This window comes from Bacteroidales bacterium, assembly GCA_031276035.1.
Taxonomy (GTDB): domain Bacteria; phylum Bacteroidota; class Bacteroidia; order Bacteroidales; family BM520; genus RGIG7150.
The window spans coordinates 60,620-76,938 of record JAISNV010000019.1; the positions used below are offsets into that span (position 1 = coordinate 60,620).

Below are 16,319 nucleotides of genomic sequence, written 5' to 3' on the forward strand. Positions count from 1 at the left end.
ATCCACAAATCCATTGAAAATAAAACAATTAACAACCGTTAATCAAAAAGTATTAAACAAAATTAATTCTTTGCTGCCTGAGTTATTTGAAAATGCATCGGTATTAAGTCTTCAACAACTCGAAGAAATGATTAATGACGATAATACTACTATCTTTATTGCTGAAGAAAATGAAGAGATTATAGGAATGCTTACTTTTGTAATTTATAGAATTCCAAGCGGTTTGAAAGCTTGGATAGAAGATGTAGTTGTTGATAAAGAGTATCAGGGAAAAGGTATAGGAAAAATATTGGTTCAGAGAGCAATTGATTATGCTAAGGAATTAGGTATTAATAAAATAGATTTAACATCAAGTTTATTCAGAGTTGCTGCAAATATTCTATACCCTAAACTCGGATTTAAGAAAAGGGAAACAAATGTATATCGTTTAGAAATATAAAACAACATTATACTAATAACTGAACTTAACAAATAAAACAAAACTTTGCTGCAAAAAACTCATCTTTCACATACAGATTGTAGCGATATTCTAATCTAAATTTCTACACTTTATTTAAGACATTATATTTGATTTATCAGAAAAAAGTTAGTAGCTTTGCCGAATAATTTTTTAATTTTAAATACAGACATGAATAACGCGATTTTTAAATTTCCAAACCCAAACAATGAACCGATAAAAGGTTACATGCCGGGCAGTCCAGAACGTATTGAGCTTGAAAAAGAATTGAAACGCCAATCAAGCACTGAAATTGAAATTCCGCTTCTAATAGGAGGTAAAGAAGTTAGAACAGGCGTAACTAAAAAAGTTACAATGCCTCACAATCATCAACATGTATTGGCTACTTTCCACTGTGCAACGGAAGAAACAGTTAAGATGGCTATTGACGCTGCTTTAAAAGCAAAAGAAGAATGGCAAAAAATGCCTTGGGTGGAAAGAGGTTCTATCCTTCTTCGTGCTGCAGAAATGATTGCTAAACCGTACCGTGCTACAATGAACGCAGCAACAATGCTCGGTCAAAGTAAAAATGCATATCAAGCAGAGATTGACTCAGCTTGTGAAGCTATAGACTTTTTAAGATATAATGCGCATTTTGCAGGACAAATCTATGAAGATCAACCAAAATCTGACGCAACTCAACTTAACAGAATGGAATACAGACCTCTCGAAGGTTTTGTTTATACAATATCTCCTTTCAACTTTACTGCTATTGCTACTAATTTGAATATGACTCCTATTATGATGGGTAACACCACCTTATGGAAACCTGCTACAACAGCGGTTCTTTCAAATTATTATGCAGCAAAGATTTTCTTGGAAGCAGGCGTTCCCGGCGGAGTATTTAACTTTGTTCCTGGTCAAGGTAGCCTTATCAGCGGTGTTGCTCTTAAACATAGAGCTCTCGCAGGTATTCACTTTACAGGATCTACATGGACCTTTAACAACTTCTGGAAAACCATCAGCGAAAATATTGAAAACTACGGCACTTATCCGAAAATCGTTGGTGAAACAGGTGGTAAAGATTTCGTTTTCGTTCACAATTCGTCTAATCCTATCGAAGTGGCTACCGCACTCGTTCGCGGCTCATTCGAGTATCAAGGACAAAAATGTTCGGCTTCTTCGCGTTCTTATATACCAAAATCTTTATGGAAAGAAATTAAGGAAGAGCTTGAAAAACAAGTTTCCGAAATTAAAATGGGTGATGTTGCCGATTTCGGCGTAACATTGGGTGCCGTAATTGATGAAGCTGCTTTCGACAGTATAATGAAATATGTTAACAAAGCTAAGGAAGATAAAGATTGTGAATTTATTACCGGCGGTAAAGCTGATAAGAGCAAGGGATATTTTATTGAACCTACGATTATCAAAACAACTAATCCTCATTCTGATACAATGGTTAACGAATTATTCGGACCGGTATTGACTATTTATGTTTATGATGATGAAAAGTTAGATGAAGCTATTGAACTTTGTAATACAACATCTCCGTATTCGCTAACAGGTTCTATATTCTCTAATGACAGAGCCGCAACATTGAAGATATTTGAAAAACTTCAGTATGCTTCTGGTAATTTATATATCAACGATAAATCAACAGGTGCTGTTGTAGGTATGCAACCATTCGGCGGCGGAAGAGCATCCGGAACTAATGATAAGGCGGGAAGTAAACTCAATTTATTCCGTTGGACAAGTCCGAGAGCTATAAAGGAAGTTTTCGTTCCTCCTACACATTTCAGTTATCCTTATATGAAATAGTTACTTTCGGATTTAATCTCGAATTCTTAAAACTATAACATAATAAAAAAGCAGACTCAAATATGGGTCTGCTTTTTTTATAGTAATATACGTTGTTTGATTTATTTAACAGAATATAAGAGTTGTTTCGTTGCTACACAATTTTCAATAACAGAAATTCATGTAGTTTCTTCCATATTAACTGTGAAGAATCTGACTCGTAATCCAATACTTAAAATTACAGTTCAATTGCTATAGGACAATGATCCGAAAACATCACATCCGAATGAATTTCAGCGGATTTCAATCTGTCTTTTAAACCTTCGGTTACAATATGATAATCTATACGCCAGCCAAGGTTTTTAGCTCTGGCATTAGATCTAAAACTCCACCAGGTATATTGTTCCGGATCTTTATTGAATTCTCTGAAAGCATCAACTAATCCAGAATCTACATATTTATCAAACCATTCTCTTTCTTCAGGAAGAAATCCGGACATCTTTTCATGTTTTTCAGGTTTGTTAATATCAATTGGTTTGTGGCAAATATTATGATCGCCGCAAATCAAGATATTCGGTCGAGTTTTCTTCAAATCATTAATATAATTATGAAATAAATCCAGAAATTGCATTTTTAATCCTTGACGTTCTTCGCCTGAAGTTCCGGATGGAATATAAACACAAATTATACTAACATCTCCGATATCTGCTCTGATAACACGACCTTCGGCATCAAAGAAATCATTGCCTATACCTTTACTGAAAAAATCGATTTTCAATTTGCTGAAAATTGCTACGCCACTATAACCTTTCTTCTGTGCGGAATTAATTATAATATGTTCATATCCTAATTCCCTAAATAAATTAAGATCGATATCGCTTTCCAAAGCTTTTATTTCTTGTAAACAAAGCACATCAGGATCAACTTTTTTAAGCCAATCTAATAAACCTTTGTTTAATGAAGCTCTGATTCCATTTACATTATACGAAATTACCTTCATTTAGACTAATTTTTAAAGAAAATATTTTTGATTTTATCTACATAATCAAGTTTTTCCCAAGTAAACAATTCAACTTCCAATTCTTTTTCTCCCGAATATTGAGATTTAAAAACTTTTTTAACAATTTGGGGAGTCCTTCCCAAATGTCCGTATGAAGCTGTTTCCGAATAAATAGGATTAAGAAGTTTCAATCTTTGAATGATCGAAACCGGACGTAAATCAAAGATTTCACCAACTTTCAGGGCAATTTCTCCATCAGTAAGTTTAACCTTTGATGTTCCGTAAGTATCAATAAAAATATTTATAGGTTCGGCAACACCAATTGCATAAGAGACTTGAACGAGAATTTCATCTGCTACTCCTGCCGCAACCAAATTTTTAGCAATATGGCGTGCTGCATAAGCTGCAGAACGATCAACTTTCGACGGATCTTTTCCCGAAAAAGCGCCGCCGCCGTGGGGAGCCTTTCCTCCGTATGTATCCACAATAATCTTTCTGCCGGTAAGTCCTGTGTCTCCTGCCGGGCCACCGATTACAAACTTTCCGGTCGGATTAACATGAAGGGTATAATTATTATCAAAAAGTTTTTGCGTTCTCACATCTAATTTTTTCACTACACGCGGAAGCAGAATATCAATCACATCTTTATTAATCTTAGAAAGCATCTCCGCATCGGCATTTGCAATATCTTCAGGAGAATTTGATTTTGGTCTGATAAAATCATCATGTTGTGTTGAAACCACTATTGTATGAATTCTTTTCGGTGATTTATCATCATTATACTCTATAGTTACTTGCGATTTCGCATCCGGGCGTAAATATTTCATTTCTCTGTTTTCGCGACGGATATCCGCTAATTCCTTAAGTATAACGTGAGAAATCTCCAAAGTCAAGGGCATGTAATTTTCCGTTTCGCGCGATGCGTATCCAAACATCATTCCTTGATCGCCGGCACCTTGATTAAGAGGATCTGTTCTCTCTACACCTCTGTTAATATCAGGAGATTGTTCATGAATTGAAGACAGAACTCCGCAGGAATCACCTTGGAATCCATATTCACTTTTAGTATAACCTATTCTATTGATAACATCACGGGCAATTTTCTGTACGTCAACATAAGCATTCGACTTAACTTCTCCGGAGATGATAACCTGTCCGGTAGTTACTAAAGTTTCGCAAGCAACTTTCGAATTGCAATCGAAAGCCAAAAGTTCGTCTAATATTGAATCTGAAATTTGGTCTGATACTTTATCCGGATGACCTTCGGATACAGACTCTGAAGTAAATAAATAACTCATATATAATTTATTTTAATATAAAAACTATGAAAGATGTAAACGAAAGCGAGGAGAAATATTATTTTAGCATTTTTTCTCGTGGTTGCAATCAATTCAAATCTTTCCACTAATTAATTTTGCAAAGATAACATAATAATTAAAAATTTGGAATTACTAATAAAGAAAATTATTTTTCAAATTCAATTTATAAATGTAATTCATTTGTCCAGAACGAAATAAGAAATATTTTTTTAGAACACTCAGGGTTTAAATCACAAGTGGCCGAAAGAAATAATCTCCCGACCACTTGGGTGTTCAATAAAGGACTTTTTACAACGACAATATGACAATAGTCTATTAAAATATAAATATAGACTTTAGCACATACTGGTTATAATAATGTAATCCATAGTCACCTGATGATGTTGTTACAGTAATTGTTAAATTACTCAGACTTGTATCAACCATAAAAATAGCAATAGAATAATAATTTCCTCCCTGATAACAAGCAGCACCAATTACTACACTTTTTTGTTCCACCATAACATCATTATTGGAATTAACCCAAGTTACTGTAATTGTAGCAGTAGTGAGAAACTCAGTAGTTTGAACCTCAACTTCAAGAGGCCCCATCTTCTTACTTTGTCCGAACATTGCCGTTGAAAACAAAAATAATGGCAACAACACCAATAAGAACTTAAAATTTTTCATAATTTCATCCCTTTAATAAATTTATTATGCAAAGATAAAATTTTATTATAATAGTTAATAATATGTAAATTATATTTACGCTTTTTATATTTACCGTTTTTGCATTATAACAATTTATATATTAACAAAATTATTTTTCAATAAATATTCTATAAACAGAATCATAAAGTTGCAAGGTAAATATTTAAAGTTATTTGGCTAACTTTGCAGCAAACTACAAAATATGAGCAAAAATGATGTTTACGGTAAAGGTTTGTTAGATTATTACCAAGGTAAAAAAGACGCTGAATTTATTGTGGAAAGCGATATTGCCGAAACTGAAATATGGCCTATCAAATTATTTTTCAGAGATTATTATGATATGCCGAAAATTGAAAAAACCGCATTGAAAGAAGCAAAAGGAAAAACTCTTGATGTTGGCGCCGGCGCCGGTAGCCACTCGCTTATACTTCAAGAAAAAGGATTTGACGTTACAGCTATAGATATTTCTCCGGGAGCCATACAGGTAATGCAAAAAAGAGGATTAAAAAAAGTGTTGCATGAAGATTTCTTTGCTTTAAATGAAAATGAGAAATACGATACTATATTGATGTTAATGAATGGCATTGGAATTACCGGCAACATCAATAATCTTGATAATTTTTTTATTAAAGCAAAAAACCTATTGAACAAAAACGGAAAGATTATTTTAGATTCTTCGGATTTGATTTATTTATATAATGATGGAACTTTTCCGGAAAAATATTATGGAGAAATAAACTACAGATTCATATATAACAATGAACATGGGGAAGAATTTTCCTGGATTTTTGTAGATTTTGAAACTTTGCGCAGATATGCGGAATCAAACGGTTTTACTTGCGAAAAAATATATGAAGATGCTCACTTTATGTATCTTGCTAAGCTGATGATTAACATTTAAATCCATTCTCTTTTAAGAATACTGTAAACTTCTATATCAAAAAATTTATCTTCACTATAAAACTCTCCGTCTCTTTCTATTCCTTCAAATTTAAAGCCCAAGCGTTTCGGAATATTTATGCTTTTTATATTTCCCACAGCACATTTAATCTGTATTCTATTTAAATTTAACGTTTCAAAAGCATAATCAATCATCTTTTCCACAGATTCTGTTATGATACCTTTACCCTGATAATCAGCAGAAAGCCAATACCCTATTTCAGTTCTTTTGTTCAGAAAATCAATCTCCTTAAATGCAATCAATCCAACAAATTGTTCATCATAAATTATAGAATAAACAATATCCTTAAATCTGGAATTATTATTTAGAATAGAATTGACAAAATCTTCCGAATCGGAAACAGATTGCGTATAATCAACAAAAGGAAGCCACTCCTTAAAATACTCTCTATGTTTATCTATTGCGTTAAAGATAGCAACAGCATCAGTAAAACGAATTAATCTGAGATATAAATTATTATTTATTTTTAAAGTTTCCATTTTAATATGATTATTTAAAATGCAAATTTACCATAATAATATTGAACTAAATATTTTTATTGAAATATCTATTATCTTTGAAGAAAATTTCGAATTACTAAATTTATTTTATAACTATTTGATAATAACCATTCCTATAGAAATGAATAAAAAAAAGCACAAAATTGGATTTGCATTTAGCGGCGGCGGAGCAAGAGCATTTGCAGAGCTAGGGGTTGTTGAAGCATTTTTAGAGTACGGCATTAAACCTGAAATTGTATCCGGAGTCAGCGCCGGTTCTCTTGTAGGCGCTTTTACCGCAGAAGGCCATAAACCAGCAGAAGTACTTGACCTCTTTAAAGATTTGACATTTAAAGAATTTACCGATATTAAGCTTCCTAATCAACAAGGAATTTCAAAAACCACAAGAATTCGCGCTTTCTTAAAAGAACACCTAAAGTCACGTACATTTGAAGATTTGAATATTCCGCTTCACGTGCTTGCTACAAATTTCGATGAAGGAACAACGGTAGAATTTTCAAAAGGATTGCTTATTGCACCGCTTGCGGCATCCTGCTCTTTTCCTGTTGTCTTTGCCCCTACTATAATCAATAAAGTCAAGTATGTCGACGGCGGTTTATTTAAGAATTTTCCGGTTACCACAATTAGAGATAAATGTGAATTTATTGTCGGAGTCAATATCAATCCTAAAAGTTTACAAAAAACGTCGGAAACTATTTTGGGTACCGTAGAAAGATGTGTTCATTTTGTTCTTGATGCAAATACTTACGAAGATGACCCAATTTGTAATATATTAATTAAGCCGGAAGCTCTCGGTGAATATTCTTTGTTTGATGTTAAATATAGAATGGAAATTTTTGAAATAGGTTATATTGAAGCGGTGAAAGCCATTAAGTTACACGACAGAATTCTGAAAAAGTATAAAAACTGTTGAAAGTGAATATAAAAGACAGAGAATCATAAGTAATAATAAAATGTTTTTAAATCACTTTCTAAGTCTATTCATTTAATATTTTTAAATATAAATTTATAAACAATATTTAATTACATAATTAAATAAAGTATCAAAAAACTGTTTGTCGGTTTCAGAATCATTATCCAAACCATGCCCGGAGTTCTCATATATAAACAATTGAGAATCTATTTCGTTTTCTATCAGCATTTCATATAATATTGTCGCATTTGTAATTGGAACAATATCATCTAAAGAGCCGTAAGCTAATAATGTAGGTGGTATATTCTGTTTCACATAATATGCGGGCGAAATGCTTTTTATCTCATTCTCATAAGAATATATATCATCAATAGTAATTTCAAAGCCTAACAGATATGAAAGACAAGATTGAATGTACGAAGACGAATGCATTGAAAGATAACTTTCATCCAGAAAATCCGTAGGTCCGCACTGGCTGACACAAAGCACTACAGGAATCGGAGATGATGAATAATATTTATAAGAATATAACAAAGATAAATGCCCTCCGGCCGAAGCTCCCATCAAAATAATTTTCTTAAGCTGAATATTTTCTTCCGATGCAAAATCCTTAATCTTAGAAATCGCCGCATAAATATCATCAAGCATATCCTGACAATCGGCATTATCTCCAAACATGCGGTAATTCATTGTCGCGGATACAAGACTCGATATCTTGCTGGCATTTCTGATTGCACCGTCGTAAGAACTTTTATCACCACTCGACCAGCCGCCTCCGTGAATAAATAAAATGCACGAACCATATCCTACAGTTGACTGCGGTTCCAAAGGGAAAGCTATGTCTAATTTTTGCGCATCACTTGTGCCGTAATTAATATCATTATAAATTCTAACTCCGTCTTCATCAATATAATTCGGTTTTAAATTATTATTGCAAGCGACAAACAGAAATTGGAGTGAAATTATTACTGAAATAAAATGTTTCTTCAAGATTTTTATACTGGTTTTAATGTAGTAAAACGGATATAGATTATATTTTTATTTTAAACTTTTATAAATATCCATTATTTGCGAAGCAATTATTTGTCTATCAAACTTTTTGATATGTTCCTTTCCAGCGTTAACAAGTTTGTCTCTCAAGTCTTTATTATTAAGCATCTGTATTATCGCGTCCGCAAGTTCATCAACATTTCTAACATCTACATAAAACGCGCCGTCGCCGGCAGCTTCATTAAAGCAACCCTCTTTATTAGTAATGACAGGGGTTCCGCAGGTTAATGATTCAATAAGCGGAATACCAAATCCTTCGAAAATCGACGGATATATCATAAATTCGGCTAAATGATAAAAAACTTTCAACTCGGCCGTACTTACAGAATGGAGAAAATGGACATTATTAATATGATTTAATTTTATATACTCTTTTAGATAATTCACATATTCCGTTTTCCTTCCGATAATATAAAAAGGAATATCAATATTATGTTTATTCAAAGCTTCAATTACAGAAAGTACATTTTTTCTTTCCTCAATATTTCCGACAGAAATAATAAAATTATCGGGGAGATTATATTTGTTTCTGACAATTTGCACATATTTATTATCAAGTTCTGTTCCGAAATAAGGATTGCAAGGCTGATAGATAACAGAGATTTTATTGCCGGGAAAATGAAAAAACTCCATTATATCGTATTTGGTTTGATTACTAACAGCAATAATTCTGTCGGCGTGCATTATTGCATAATTAGCTTTCTTTTTGTAAATAAAGCTGTTAATAGGTCCGAACAATTCGGGATGTCTCAAGAAAATAACATCATGTATCGTAACAACCTTTTTACTTTTATAATTAACGATTTTGGGAGGAAGTTCGCCGCTAAGCCCGTGGAAGACATCAAGATTATAACTCTTTAGAAATGAACTTAAAAAAACCGACCGCCAAATAGACGGAAAATATTTCCAAAGAAACTTCGGCGTAATTATCTCGGCATTAAGTTTCTCAGCAAAATCAATGTATTTTTTTAACTTCGGTGTAAACAAAAAATAATTATCTTGCGGATAAAATTCATTCAAAGCGGAAATAATATTTCTACTATAATTTCCCAATCCGCTATCGTTATTAAATGCTCTTTTGGCATCAAAACCTATATTCATTTAATCTGCGATCTTTTTCAGTTTATTAATAATTTTATTTCCGAGAGCCGACTTTCTCTCAATATGATTAAGTACTTCTTTTACAAATTTATTATTTTCGAAATTTCCTCTTACACTTTCGAAATCCATTTCACAAGTATCATCTTCACCATCAGCACCAAATCCAGTTTTAGACAAACTACCGAATTCTTTTTTCGCATCTTCATAAAGTAATTCATCTAACTCAACAACAGCATTTTTCCAATTATTAACCACATTCATCACATCAGAAACAGTAAACTCGGAATAAGACTTTTCGAAAGATTCTTCAATCTTGTTTAAAGCCCAAGTCCATTCGTAACTATAATAATTTTGATGTATTTCTCTAAATCTATTGTTTATATCATCAAGCGACAATTTATTAGTTTCAATATCAGTTAATAATTTTTGAATTTCACTTTTAGGTGCGATTAATCCTGCCAAATCAATCCAAACGCCATTACCTATTTCAGTATCAGGTTTCAAAGCATTGGTCAAATCTTTATATGATTCAATATTAACATTTTCGATACGACTAATTAAAGAATTACCTAAAAATTTTATAATAGCCATTTCATACAATTTCAGGCCTTTGTTTAAACTGGAATTTTTGATTTTAGTGCTTTTATATGTATACCAATTGGAGGTATTTCCGGAAATATTTTGAAGATTGTGCAAAATATCCAGAGCTTTATACATTCTATGAATGGTAAACGGACTTAATAAGTTGAAATTAACGCAATCCGCCGAATTTGTTAATTTTCGTTTATCTCTCAAAGGCCATTTTTGCGCATCACGGATTGTTCCTACGCTTTTCAAATTAATTCCGGGAACTAAAATACTTTCATTATCATTTTCAATCAAATACGAAAACGGAATATCCGAAGTATCCGAATTACTCGTATGCCTACCCATAACAACTGTAAATGGTCCTATTTTCGCAGGCCACATTATATAAGAACCGGAAGCGGTTTTAGCTCCTCTTTCCAAAATCCCTTGATGAACTGGACCCAATTTATAAAGATGATTACTTTGATTGGAGCCGCTACCTGCATTCATAAAAGAAAACTGACCGGCAATTAATAATGTGCTTTTGTGATGCGTAACTGTAAACGGACCCGCAAAGATTGAGCACGCTTCTCCGTGATAACCAACACAGTTAGCAAAGAAAAGTGAATTTTCGGCAGAATACTGTTTCCCCAAAACACAAGATTCTCCGACAAAACAATTGATAAGCAATACACCATCGGTAATGTTACTTCCGTTGGAAACAATGAAATTTTCGGCAATAACGCCCAATCCGACGTAAGTTGATGCAACTTCGCAACTATTTATACTACCGTTTCGCAAGCGAAAAACATTATCAATACGGGCATGGGAACCTATTTTCACATCTTTGATAACCTTACAGCTGGTTATAGAAGAATTTTTTCCTACTATACCCATATTTGATTTCACAGAAAGCGAATAATCATCAATAAGTTTATTTAAAACATCTATAGTATGGGTTTTATCTCTATACATTGCAAGCACATAAGCAATCTGTGCCGAAAGATTATCATAGATTTGAACATCTCTTCCGCCGGTTTCACACATTACGGCAACCGAAGTGCCGTTGCCGAAAGTTGTTTCGCCTTCGACAGACATAATATCAACATTATCGATTAAAACATTGTCCTCGATAATATAATTTGCCAAATAACTTCTAACCTGATTTATACAAACATTATCTCCTATTCTGCAATTATGAATTGTAGCATTGGATATTCCGGTTTGTCTTATAACATTTCCGGGTAAAACGAATTCGTCTTCAAATCTTCCGAGAAATACTTCACCGGAAAAATTTGTATTTCTAATATTTTTTGTGGAAAAACCTTCGGCAACAACCGAAATTAATGTCCAATCTTTGCACCGGCAACCTTTACTTTCTAAGTCCAAAATTTCTATGTCGGTTAATTTTCGATATTCTTTCATAAATACATTATCCGATTAACTTGCAAATATAGTAAAAACAATTAACAATGATATTTATTGTGGCAATTAGTGAAAATAGAATAATTTTAATAAAATTGATAAAATAATTTTGAAATACCGGATATAGTCGTTAAAAAAATAATTTCGAAAATTTTGTTTTTTTTCAATTAAAGAATATAAAACTCTGAACTCTAAACCTTAAACTTTATACCCTAAAAGTTATCAACAACAATTAATTTTTTACTATTTTTTCTTACTTTTGCGCATGAAAAAATAAATTCGCAACTCAAAAAATGAGAGTATGAAAATTTTTGAAATTATTAGACTAATCCTCGAACTCGCCGGTTCTCTCTGCATGTTTCTTTTCGGCATAAAAATGATGAGTGATTCTCTTCAGAAAGTTGCCGGAAGCAAAATGCGTTCGATTTTATACAAGATGACATCAAACAGGTTTAAAGGAGTTTTCACAGGATTCCTTGTCACATCGGTTATACAATCATCGTCAGCATCTACGGTAATGGTCATTAGTTTTGTCAATGCAGGATTGATGTCGTTGACAGCTGCAATTAGTGTCATTATGGGTGCAAACATCGGAACAACAGTAACCGCGTGGCTCATCTCTTTGTTAGGATTTAAAGTTTCAATGGCAACTATATCTTTACCGCTAATGGGTTTAGGATTGCCTTTCTTATTTTCAAAAAAAGACAAACAACGTTCTATAGGAGAGTTAATTATAGGTTTTGGAATTTTATTTATAGGTTTAGAATTTCTTAAATCATCCATCCCGGACATACAATCAAATCCGGAATTTTTTAACTTCTTGGGCAATTTGACAGACAAAGGATTTTGGTCGATATTGATTTTCGTATTAATAGGCACTTTACTTACAATTATTTTGCAATCATCAAGTGCTACGATGGCTTTGACATTAGTACTTTGTTTTAACGGAGTTCTATCTTTCGAATGCGGTGCCGCAATGGTTCTTGGAGAAAATATCGGGACAACAATTACCGCGAATATTGCCGCCCTGGTCGGAAATATATCTGCCAGGCGTGCTGCCTTTGCACATACATTATTCAATTTAATAGGCGTTATCTGGATGCTTATAATATTCTTTCCTTTCTTACATGCAGTAGATTATTTCATAGTAAAATTAACAGGAGTATCCGCTTTCGGAGATCCTAATTCAGAAGCCGTCAGAGTTGCAATCCCAATAGCATTGTCTATCTTCCATACATCATTCAATCTTATTAACACTTTTATTCTGATCTGGTTTACTGATTCGATTGCTAAATTTGTTACTTGGGTTATTAAAGATAAAAACACTGACGAAAGTTTCCGCCTGAAGTATATCACACAAGGAATCATGAATACCAGCGAGTTAGCAACAATTCAAGCTAAAAAAGAAATAGTATTCATGGCTCAGCAAACCAACAAGATGATAGAAATGTTACCGGAATTGCTTACAACCGATAATGAAAAAGATCTCAAGCCGTTAGGAATTAAAATGGATAAATATGAAGAAATATCAGACAGGATGTTACTCGAAATAAGTAAATATCTTGCAAGTATTACAAAAAATTCCGAAGTAAGTGCTGCTGTTGCCGATAGAATCATCGCCATGCTTAAAATTATTGATGAAATTGAACGTATTGCAGACAGATGTTATCAATTCTACAGAGAAATTTCAGCCAAAGTCACAAACAAAATCAGTTTCACGGAAAATGTTACAAAAGAGTTATTGGTGATGGTTGAATATACTCAAGAAGCATATAATAATATGACCAAAAATTTATCGGAAGACTATCATAAAATTAATCTTGTACCGGGAAATAATATCGAAAAAAAGATTAATGAACAAAGAGATGAATTGAGAACTATGAACGCCGAAATGATCCGTAATAATCAAATAAGTTTTGAGGCAAGCAGTTCTTTAAACGAGATATTTTCAACATATGAAAGAATCGGTGATATCATCCAAAATGTAAATAAATCTATCGCAACCGTGAAAGAATAATAATTTAAAAAGAGAGAATGAATACTTTTGATATTATTACCTTAATCCTTCAACTTGCCGGTTCTCTTTGCCTGTTTCTTTTCGGTATTAAAATGATGAGCGATTCGCTTCAGAAAGTTGCCGGAAGTAAAATGCGCTCTATTTTATACAGAATGACTTCGAACAGATTCAAAGGAGTTTGTACCGGATTTCTTATTACAACAGTTATTCAATCATCGTCAGCATCAACAGTGATGGTTATTAGCTTTGTAAACGCCGGACTAATGTCATTGACCGCGGCAATAAGCGTTATCATGGGCGCAAACATAGGAACAACAGTTACTGCATGGCTCATTTCATTACTCGGATTTAAGGTTTCGATGGCAACAATATCATTGCCGTTAATGGGAGTTGCACTACCCTTCTTATTTTCAAAAAAAGACAAACAACGCTCAATAGGAGAATTAATAATCGGATTCGGCCTTTTATTTATCGGGCTGGAATTTCTAAAAAGCTCAATTCCAGATATTCAATCAAATCCGGAAACATTTGGTTTTTTATCAAATTGGACTGGTAAAGGATATTTTTCAATAATTCTTTTTGTTTTTATAGGTTCGCTGCTTACAATAATTCTACAATCGTCGAGTGCAACAATGGCACTTACTTTGGTATTATGTTTCAACGGAGTTTTACCTTTCGAGTGTGGTGCCGCTATGGTTCTCGGAGAAAATATCGGAACAACGATTACCGCAAACATTGCAGCACTTGTAGGAAATATATCCGCCAGACGAGCGGCATTTGCTCACTTTATTTTCAATTTTTTCGGAGTAGTATGGATGTTGCTCCTGTTCTATCCTTTCCTTCACGCAATAGACTTTTTTATTGAAAAATCATCCGGCGTTTCCGCTTTCGGCGATCCGAACAATCCTGATGTCAGACTTGCGATACCAATAGCATTATCAATATTCCATACCACATTTAATATCATCAACACATCCATCCTCATCTGGTTCACAAAATCAATTGCAAAATTCGTAAGCTGGATTATCAGAGATAAAAATACCGATGAAACTTTCCGTTTGAAATATATTTCACAGGGATTAATGAATACCAGTGAATTGGCAACAATTCAAGCCAAGAAGGAAATCGTTTTTATGGCTCAGCAAACTAAAAAAATGATTGTAATGTTACCCGATTTATTAATTGTTGATAATGAAAAGGAACTTAAACAATTGGGTGATAAAATGCAAAAATATGAAGAGATTTCCGACAGAATGTTGCTCGAAATAAGCAAATATCTTGCAAGTATCACTAAGCATTCTGAGGTAAGTTCTGCTGTTTCAGACAGTATTATTGCCATGCTTAAAATTATTGATGAAATTGAACGTATAGCCGATAGATGTTATCAATTTTATAGAGTAATAACATTTAAGTTTAAAAACAAAATTAAATTCGACGAAAATGTAACAAAAGAATTGTTAGTAATGTCGGAATATATTGAGGAAGCGTTTTTGAATATGCTTAATAACTTATCCGAGGACTATCATAAAATTGATCTGTCGCCCGGTAATATTATTGAAAGAAAGATTAACGACAAACGGGATGAATTGAGAACAATAAATGCCGGAATGCTTCGTAATAATGAGATTGAATTTAATGCGAGTAATTCTCTGAATGAGATCTTCTCTACTTATGAAAGAATCGGTGATATTATTCAGAATGTAAACAAATCAATAGCAACTGTTACCGATGAATAATTTTTATAAGCGATATTTTCTAAACTTAGAATATAACGGACAAAAATATCACGGATGGCAATTACAACCAAATGCCAACACTGTTCAAGCTGAAATTGAGAAAGCCTTGAGATATATTATAAAAAAGGAAACTTCGGTTGTTGGCTGCGGCAGAACAGATACAGGCGTACATGCTTCAGACTTTTATTTACATTTTGATCTTGAAAAAGAGCTAGATATTAATACTACCGATTTTTTATATAAACTTAATGGTATTTTACCGGAAGATATCAAGATAAAGAAGTTGTTAATACCTGAGAATAATGAGACTCACGCTCGGTTCTCCGCAACTGAAAGAACCTACAATTACACAATCATTTCAGAGAAAGACCCGTTTATGTTTGATTTTGCCTATCATTTTTCAGCAAAACTTGATCTCGGCATTATGAATGAAGCTTGTGAAGTTTTAAAAGAGTATCTTGATTTCAGTAGCTTCTCAAAAACTGGGACCGACGTTATGACCAACAATTGTATAATCAAAGACGCACACTGGCAGAAACAAGAGCATATAATTGTGTTTACAATCACTGCCGACAGATTCTTACGAAATATGGTTCGTGCAATCAGCGGCACAATGTTGGAAATTGGAATGAATAAAATTACTATTGATGATTTCAGAAATATCATTGAAAGTCAAGATCGTTCTAACGCTGGAGCATCCGTACCCGCAAAAGGATTATGCTTAACGGAAGTTAAATATGAAGGATGTAAATTTGTTGAGGCAAATTAAAAAAGACAAGAAAGCGGAAAAACAAGAGAAATAATACG

The 16,319-nt window shown here is 33.2% G+C and carries 14 protein-coding genes; 7 read left to right on the top strand and 7 right to left on the bottom strand.

The genetic code is table 11. The annotated features are described in order from the left end of the window. Positions 1–13 precede the first annotated feature (13 nt). Positions 14–439 carry a GNAT family N-acetyltransferase gene (locus LBP67_04345; GenBank protein ID MDR2084205.1) on the top strand — a complete coding sequence of 142 codons (426 nt, stop codon included), beginning with the start codon at positions 14–16 and terminating at the stop codon, positions 437–439. A gap of 189 nt (positions 440–628) precedes the next feature. After that, the gene (gene pruA, locus LBP67_04350) at positions 629–2,254 is read left to right on the top strand and encodes an L-glutamate gamma-semialdehyde dehydrogenase (protein ID MDR2084206.1); all 1,626 of its coding nucleotides are present in this window, start codon (positions 629–631) and stop codon (positions 2,252–2,254) included. A 217-nt stretch (positions 2,255–2,471) separates the two neighbouring features. Here the strand turns inward: pruA and xth are convergent, their stop codons facing one another. The 3 genes from xth to LBP67_04365 all read right to left on the bottom strand — a co-directional run bounded on the left by xth (position 2,472) and on the right by LBP67_04365 (position 5,221). Next, positions 2,472–3,233, bottom strand: a complete 762-nt coding sequence (gene xth / locus LBP67_04355; protein ID MDR2084207.1) for an exodeoxyribonuclease III — start codon at positions 3,231–3,233, stop codon at positions 2,472–2,474. A gap of 5 nt (positions 3,234–3,238) precedes the next feature. Continuing rightward, positions 3,239–4,531 (bottom strand): methionine adenosyltransferase, encoded by a 1,293-nt coding sequence (metK, locus tag LBP67_04360; GenBank protein MDR2084208.1) that lies wholly within the window; start codon positions 4,529–4,531, stop codon positions 3,239–3,241. A gap of 336 nt (positions 4,532–4,867) precedes the next feature. After that, the gene (locus tag LBP67_04365; GenBank protein ID MDR2084209.1) at positions 4,868–5,221 is read right to left on the bottom strand and encodes a hypothetical protein; all 354 of its coding nucleotides are present in this window, start codon (positions 5,219–5,221) and stop codon (positions 4,868–4,870) included. Between the two features lie 223 nt (positions 5,222–5,444). Between LBP67_04365 and LBP67_04370 the strand changes: the two genes are divergently transcribed. Beyond that, a complete protein-coding gene (locus LBP67_04370) occupies positions 5,445–6,143 on the top strand; it encodes a class I SAM-dependent methyltransferase (GenBank protein ID MDR2084210.1) in 699 nt (232 codons plus the stop codon). Here LBP67_04370 and LBP67_04375 read toward each other — a convergent pair. After that, complete coding sequence (locus LBP67_04375; protein MDR2084211.1) at positions 6,140–6,682, bottom strand: GNAT family N-acetyltransferase; 543 nt, start codon at positions 6,680–6,682, stop codon at positions 6,140–6,142. The genes LBP67_04370 and LBP67_04375 overlap by 4 nt on opposite strands. Before the next feature lie 142 nt (positions 6,683–6,824). Between LBP67_04375 and LBP67_04380 the strand changes: the two genes are divergently transcribed. Next, complete coding sequence (locus LBP67_04380) at positions 6,825–7,616, top strand: patatin-like phospholipase family protein (GenBank protein MDR2084212.1); 792 nt, start codon at positions 6,825–6,827, stop codon at positions 7,614–7,616. Between the two features lie 93 nt (positions 7,617–7,709). Here LBP67_04380 and LBP67_04385 read toward each other — a convergent pair whose 3' ends face one another. Genes LBP67_04385 through LBP67_04395 form a run of 3 tightly spaced genes read right to left on the bottom strand, consistent with a single transcriptional unit; the run spans position 7,710 to position 11,759 of the window. After that, positions 7,710–8,606, bottom strand: coding sequence for an alpha/beta hydrolase (locus tag LBP67_04385; GenBank protein ID MDR2084213.1), 897 nt, complete (start codon positions 8,604–8,606; stop codon positions 7,710–7,712). A gap of 48 nt (positions 8,607–8,654) precedes the next feature. Further along, positions 8,655–9,767 carry a glycosyltransferase family 4 protein gene (locus LBP67_04390; GenBank protein ID MDR2084214.1) on the bottom strand — a complete coding sequence of 371 codons (1,113 nt, stop codon included), beginning with the start codon at positions 9,765–9,767 and terminating at the stop codon, positions 8,655–8,657. Next, on the bottom strand, positions 9,768–11,759 hold the full coding sequence (locus LBP67_04395; GenBank protein ID MDR2084215.1) for a DUF4954 family protein: 1,992 nt from the start codon (positions 11,757–11,759) through the stop codon (positions 9,768–9,770). 301 nt (positions 11,760–12,060) lie between these two features. Here LBP67_04395 and LBP67_04400 point away from each other — a divergent pair, with 301 nt between their 5' ends. The 3 genes from LBP67_04400 to truA are packed head-to-tail and all read left to right on the top strand — an operon-like array spanning position 12,061 to position 16,281. Next, complete coding sequence (locus tag LBP67_04400) at positions 12,061–13,776, top strand: Na/Pi cotransporter family protein (protein ID MDR2084216.1); 1,716 nt, start codon at positions 12,061–12,063, stop codon at positions 13,774–13,776. 17 nt (positions 13,777–13,793) lie between these two features. After that, the gene (locus tag LBP67_04405) at positions 13,794–15,512 is read left to right on the top strand and encodes a Na/Pi cotransporter family protein (GenBank protein ID MDR2084217.1); all 1,719 of its coding nucleotides are present in this window, start codon (positions 13,794–13,796) and stop codon (positions 15,510–15,512) included. Next, complete coding sequence (gene truA, locus LBP67_04410) at positions 15,505–16,281, top strand: tRNA pseudouridine(38-40) synthase TruA (protein ID MDR2084218.1); 777 nt, start codon at positions 15,505–15,507, stop codon at positions 16,279–16,281. The genes LBP67_04405 and truA overlap by 8 nt, the downstream gene beginning before the upstream one ends. The last annotated feature ends 38 nt before the right edge of the window (positions 16,282–16,319 follow it).

Coding starts and splice junctions, on each gene's coding strand:
- pruA (MDR2084206.1), top strand. CDS start 629: ATGAATAACGCGATTTTTAAATTTCCAAACCCAAACAATGAACCGATA.
- xth (MDR2084207.1), bottom strand. CDS start 3,233: ATGAAGGTAATTTCGTATAATGTAAATGGAATCAGAGCTTCATTAAAC.
- metK (MDR2084208.1), bottom strand. CDS start 4,531: ATGAGTTATTTATTTACTTCAGAGTCTGTATCCGAAGGTCATCCGGAT.
- LBP67_04365 (MDR2084209.1), bottom strand. CDS start 5,221: ATGAAAAATTTTAAGTTCTTATTGGTGTTGTTGCCATTATTTTTGTTT.
- LBP67_04370 (MDR2084210.1), top strand. CDS start 5,445: ATGAGCAAAAATGATGTTTACGGTAAAGGTTTGTTAGATTATTACCAA.
- LBP67_04375 (MDR2084211.1), bottom strand. CDS start 6,682: ATGGAAACTTTAAAAATAAATAATAATTTATATCTCAGATTAATTCGT.
- LBP67_04380 (MDR2084212.1), top strand. CDS start 6,825: ATGAATAAAAAAAAGCACAAAATTGGATTTGCATTTAGCGGCGGCGGA.
- LBP67_04390 (MDR2084214.1), bottom strand. CDS start 9,767: ATGAATATAGGTTTTGATGCCAAAAGAGCATTTAATAACGATAGCGGA.
- LBP67_04395 (MDR2084215.1), bottom strand. CDS start 11,759: ATGAAAGAATATCGAAAATTAACCGACATAGAAATTTTGGACTTAGAA.
- LBP67_04400 (MDR2084216.1), top strand. CDS start 12,061: ATGAAAATTTTTGAAATTATTAGACTAATCCTCGAACTCGCCGGTTCT.
- LBP67_04405 (MDR2084217.1), top strand. CDS start 13,794: ATGAATACTTTTGATATTATTACCTTAATCCTTCAACTTGCCGGTTCT.
- truA (MDR2084218.1), top strand. CDS start 15,505: ATGAATAATTTTTATAAGCGATATTTTCTAAACTTAGAATATAACGGA.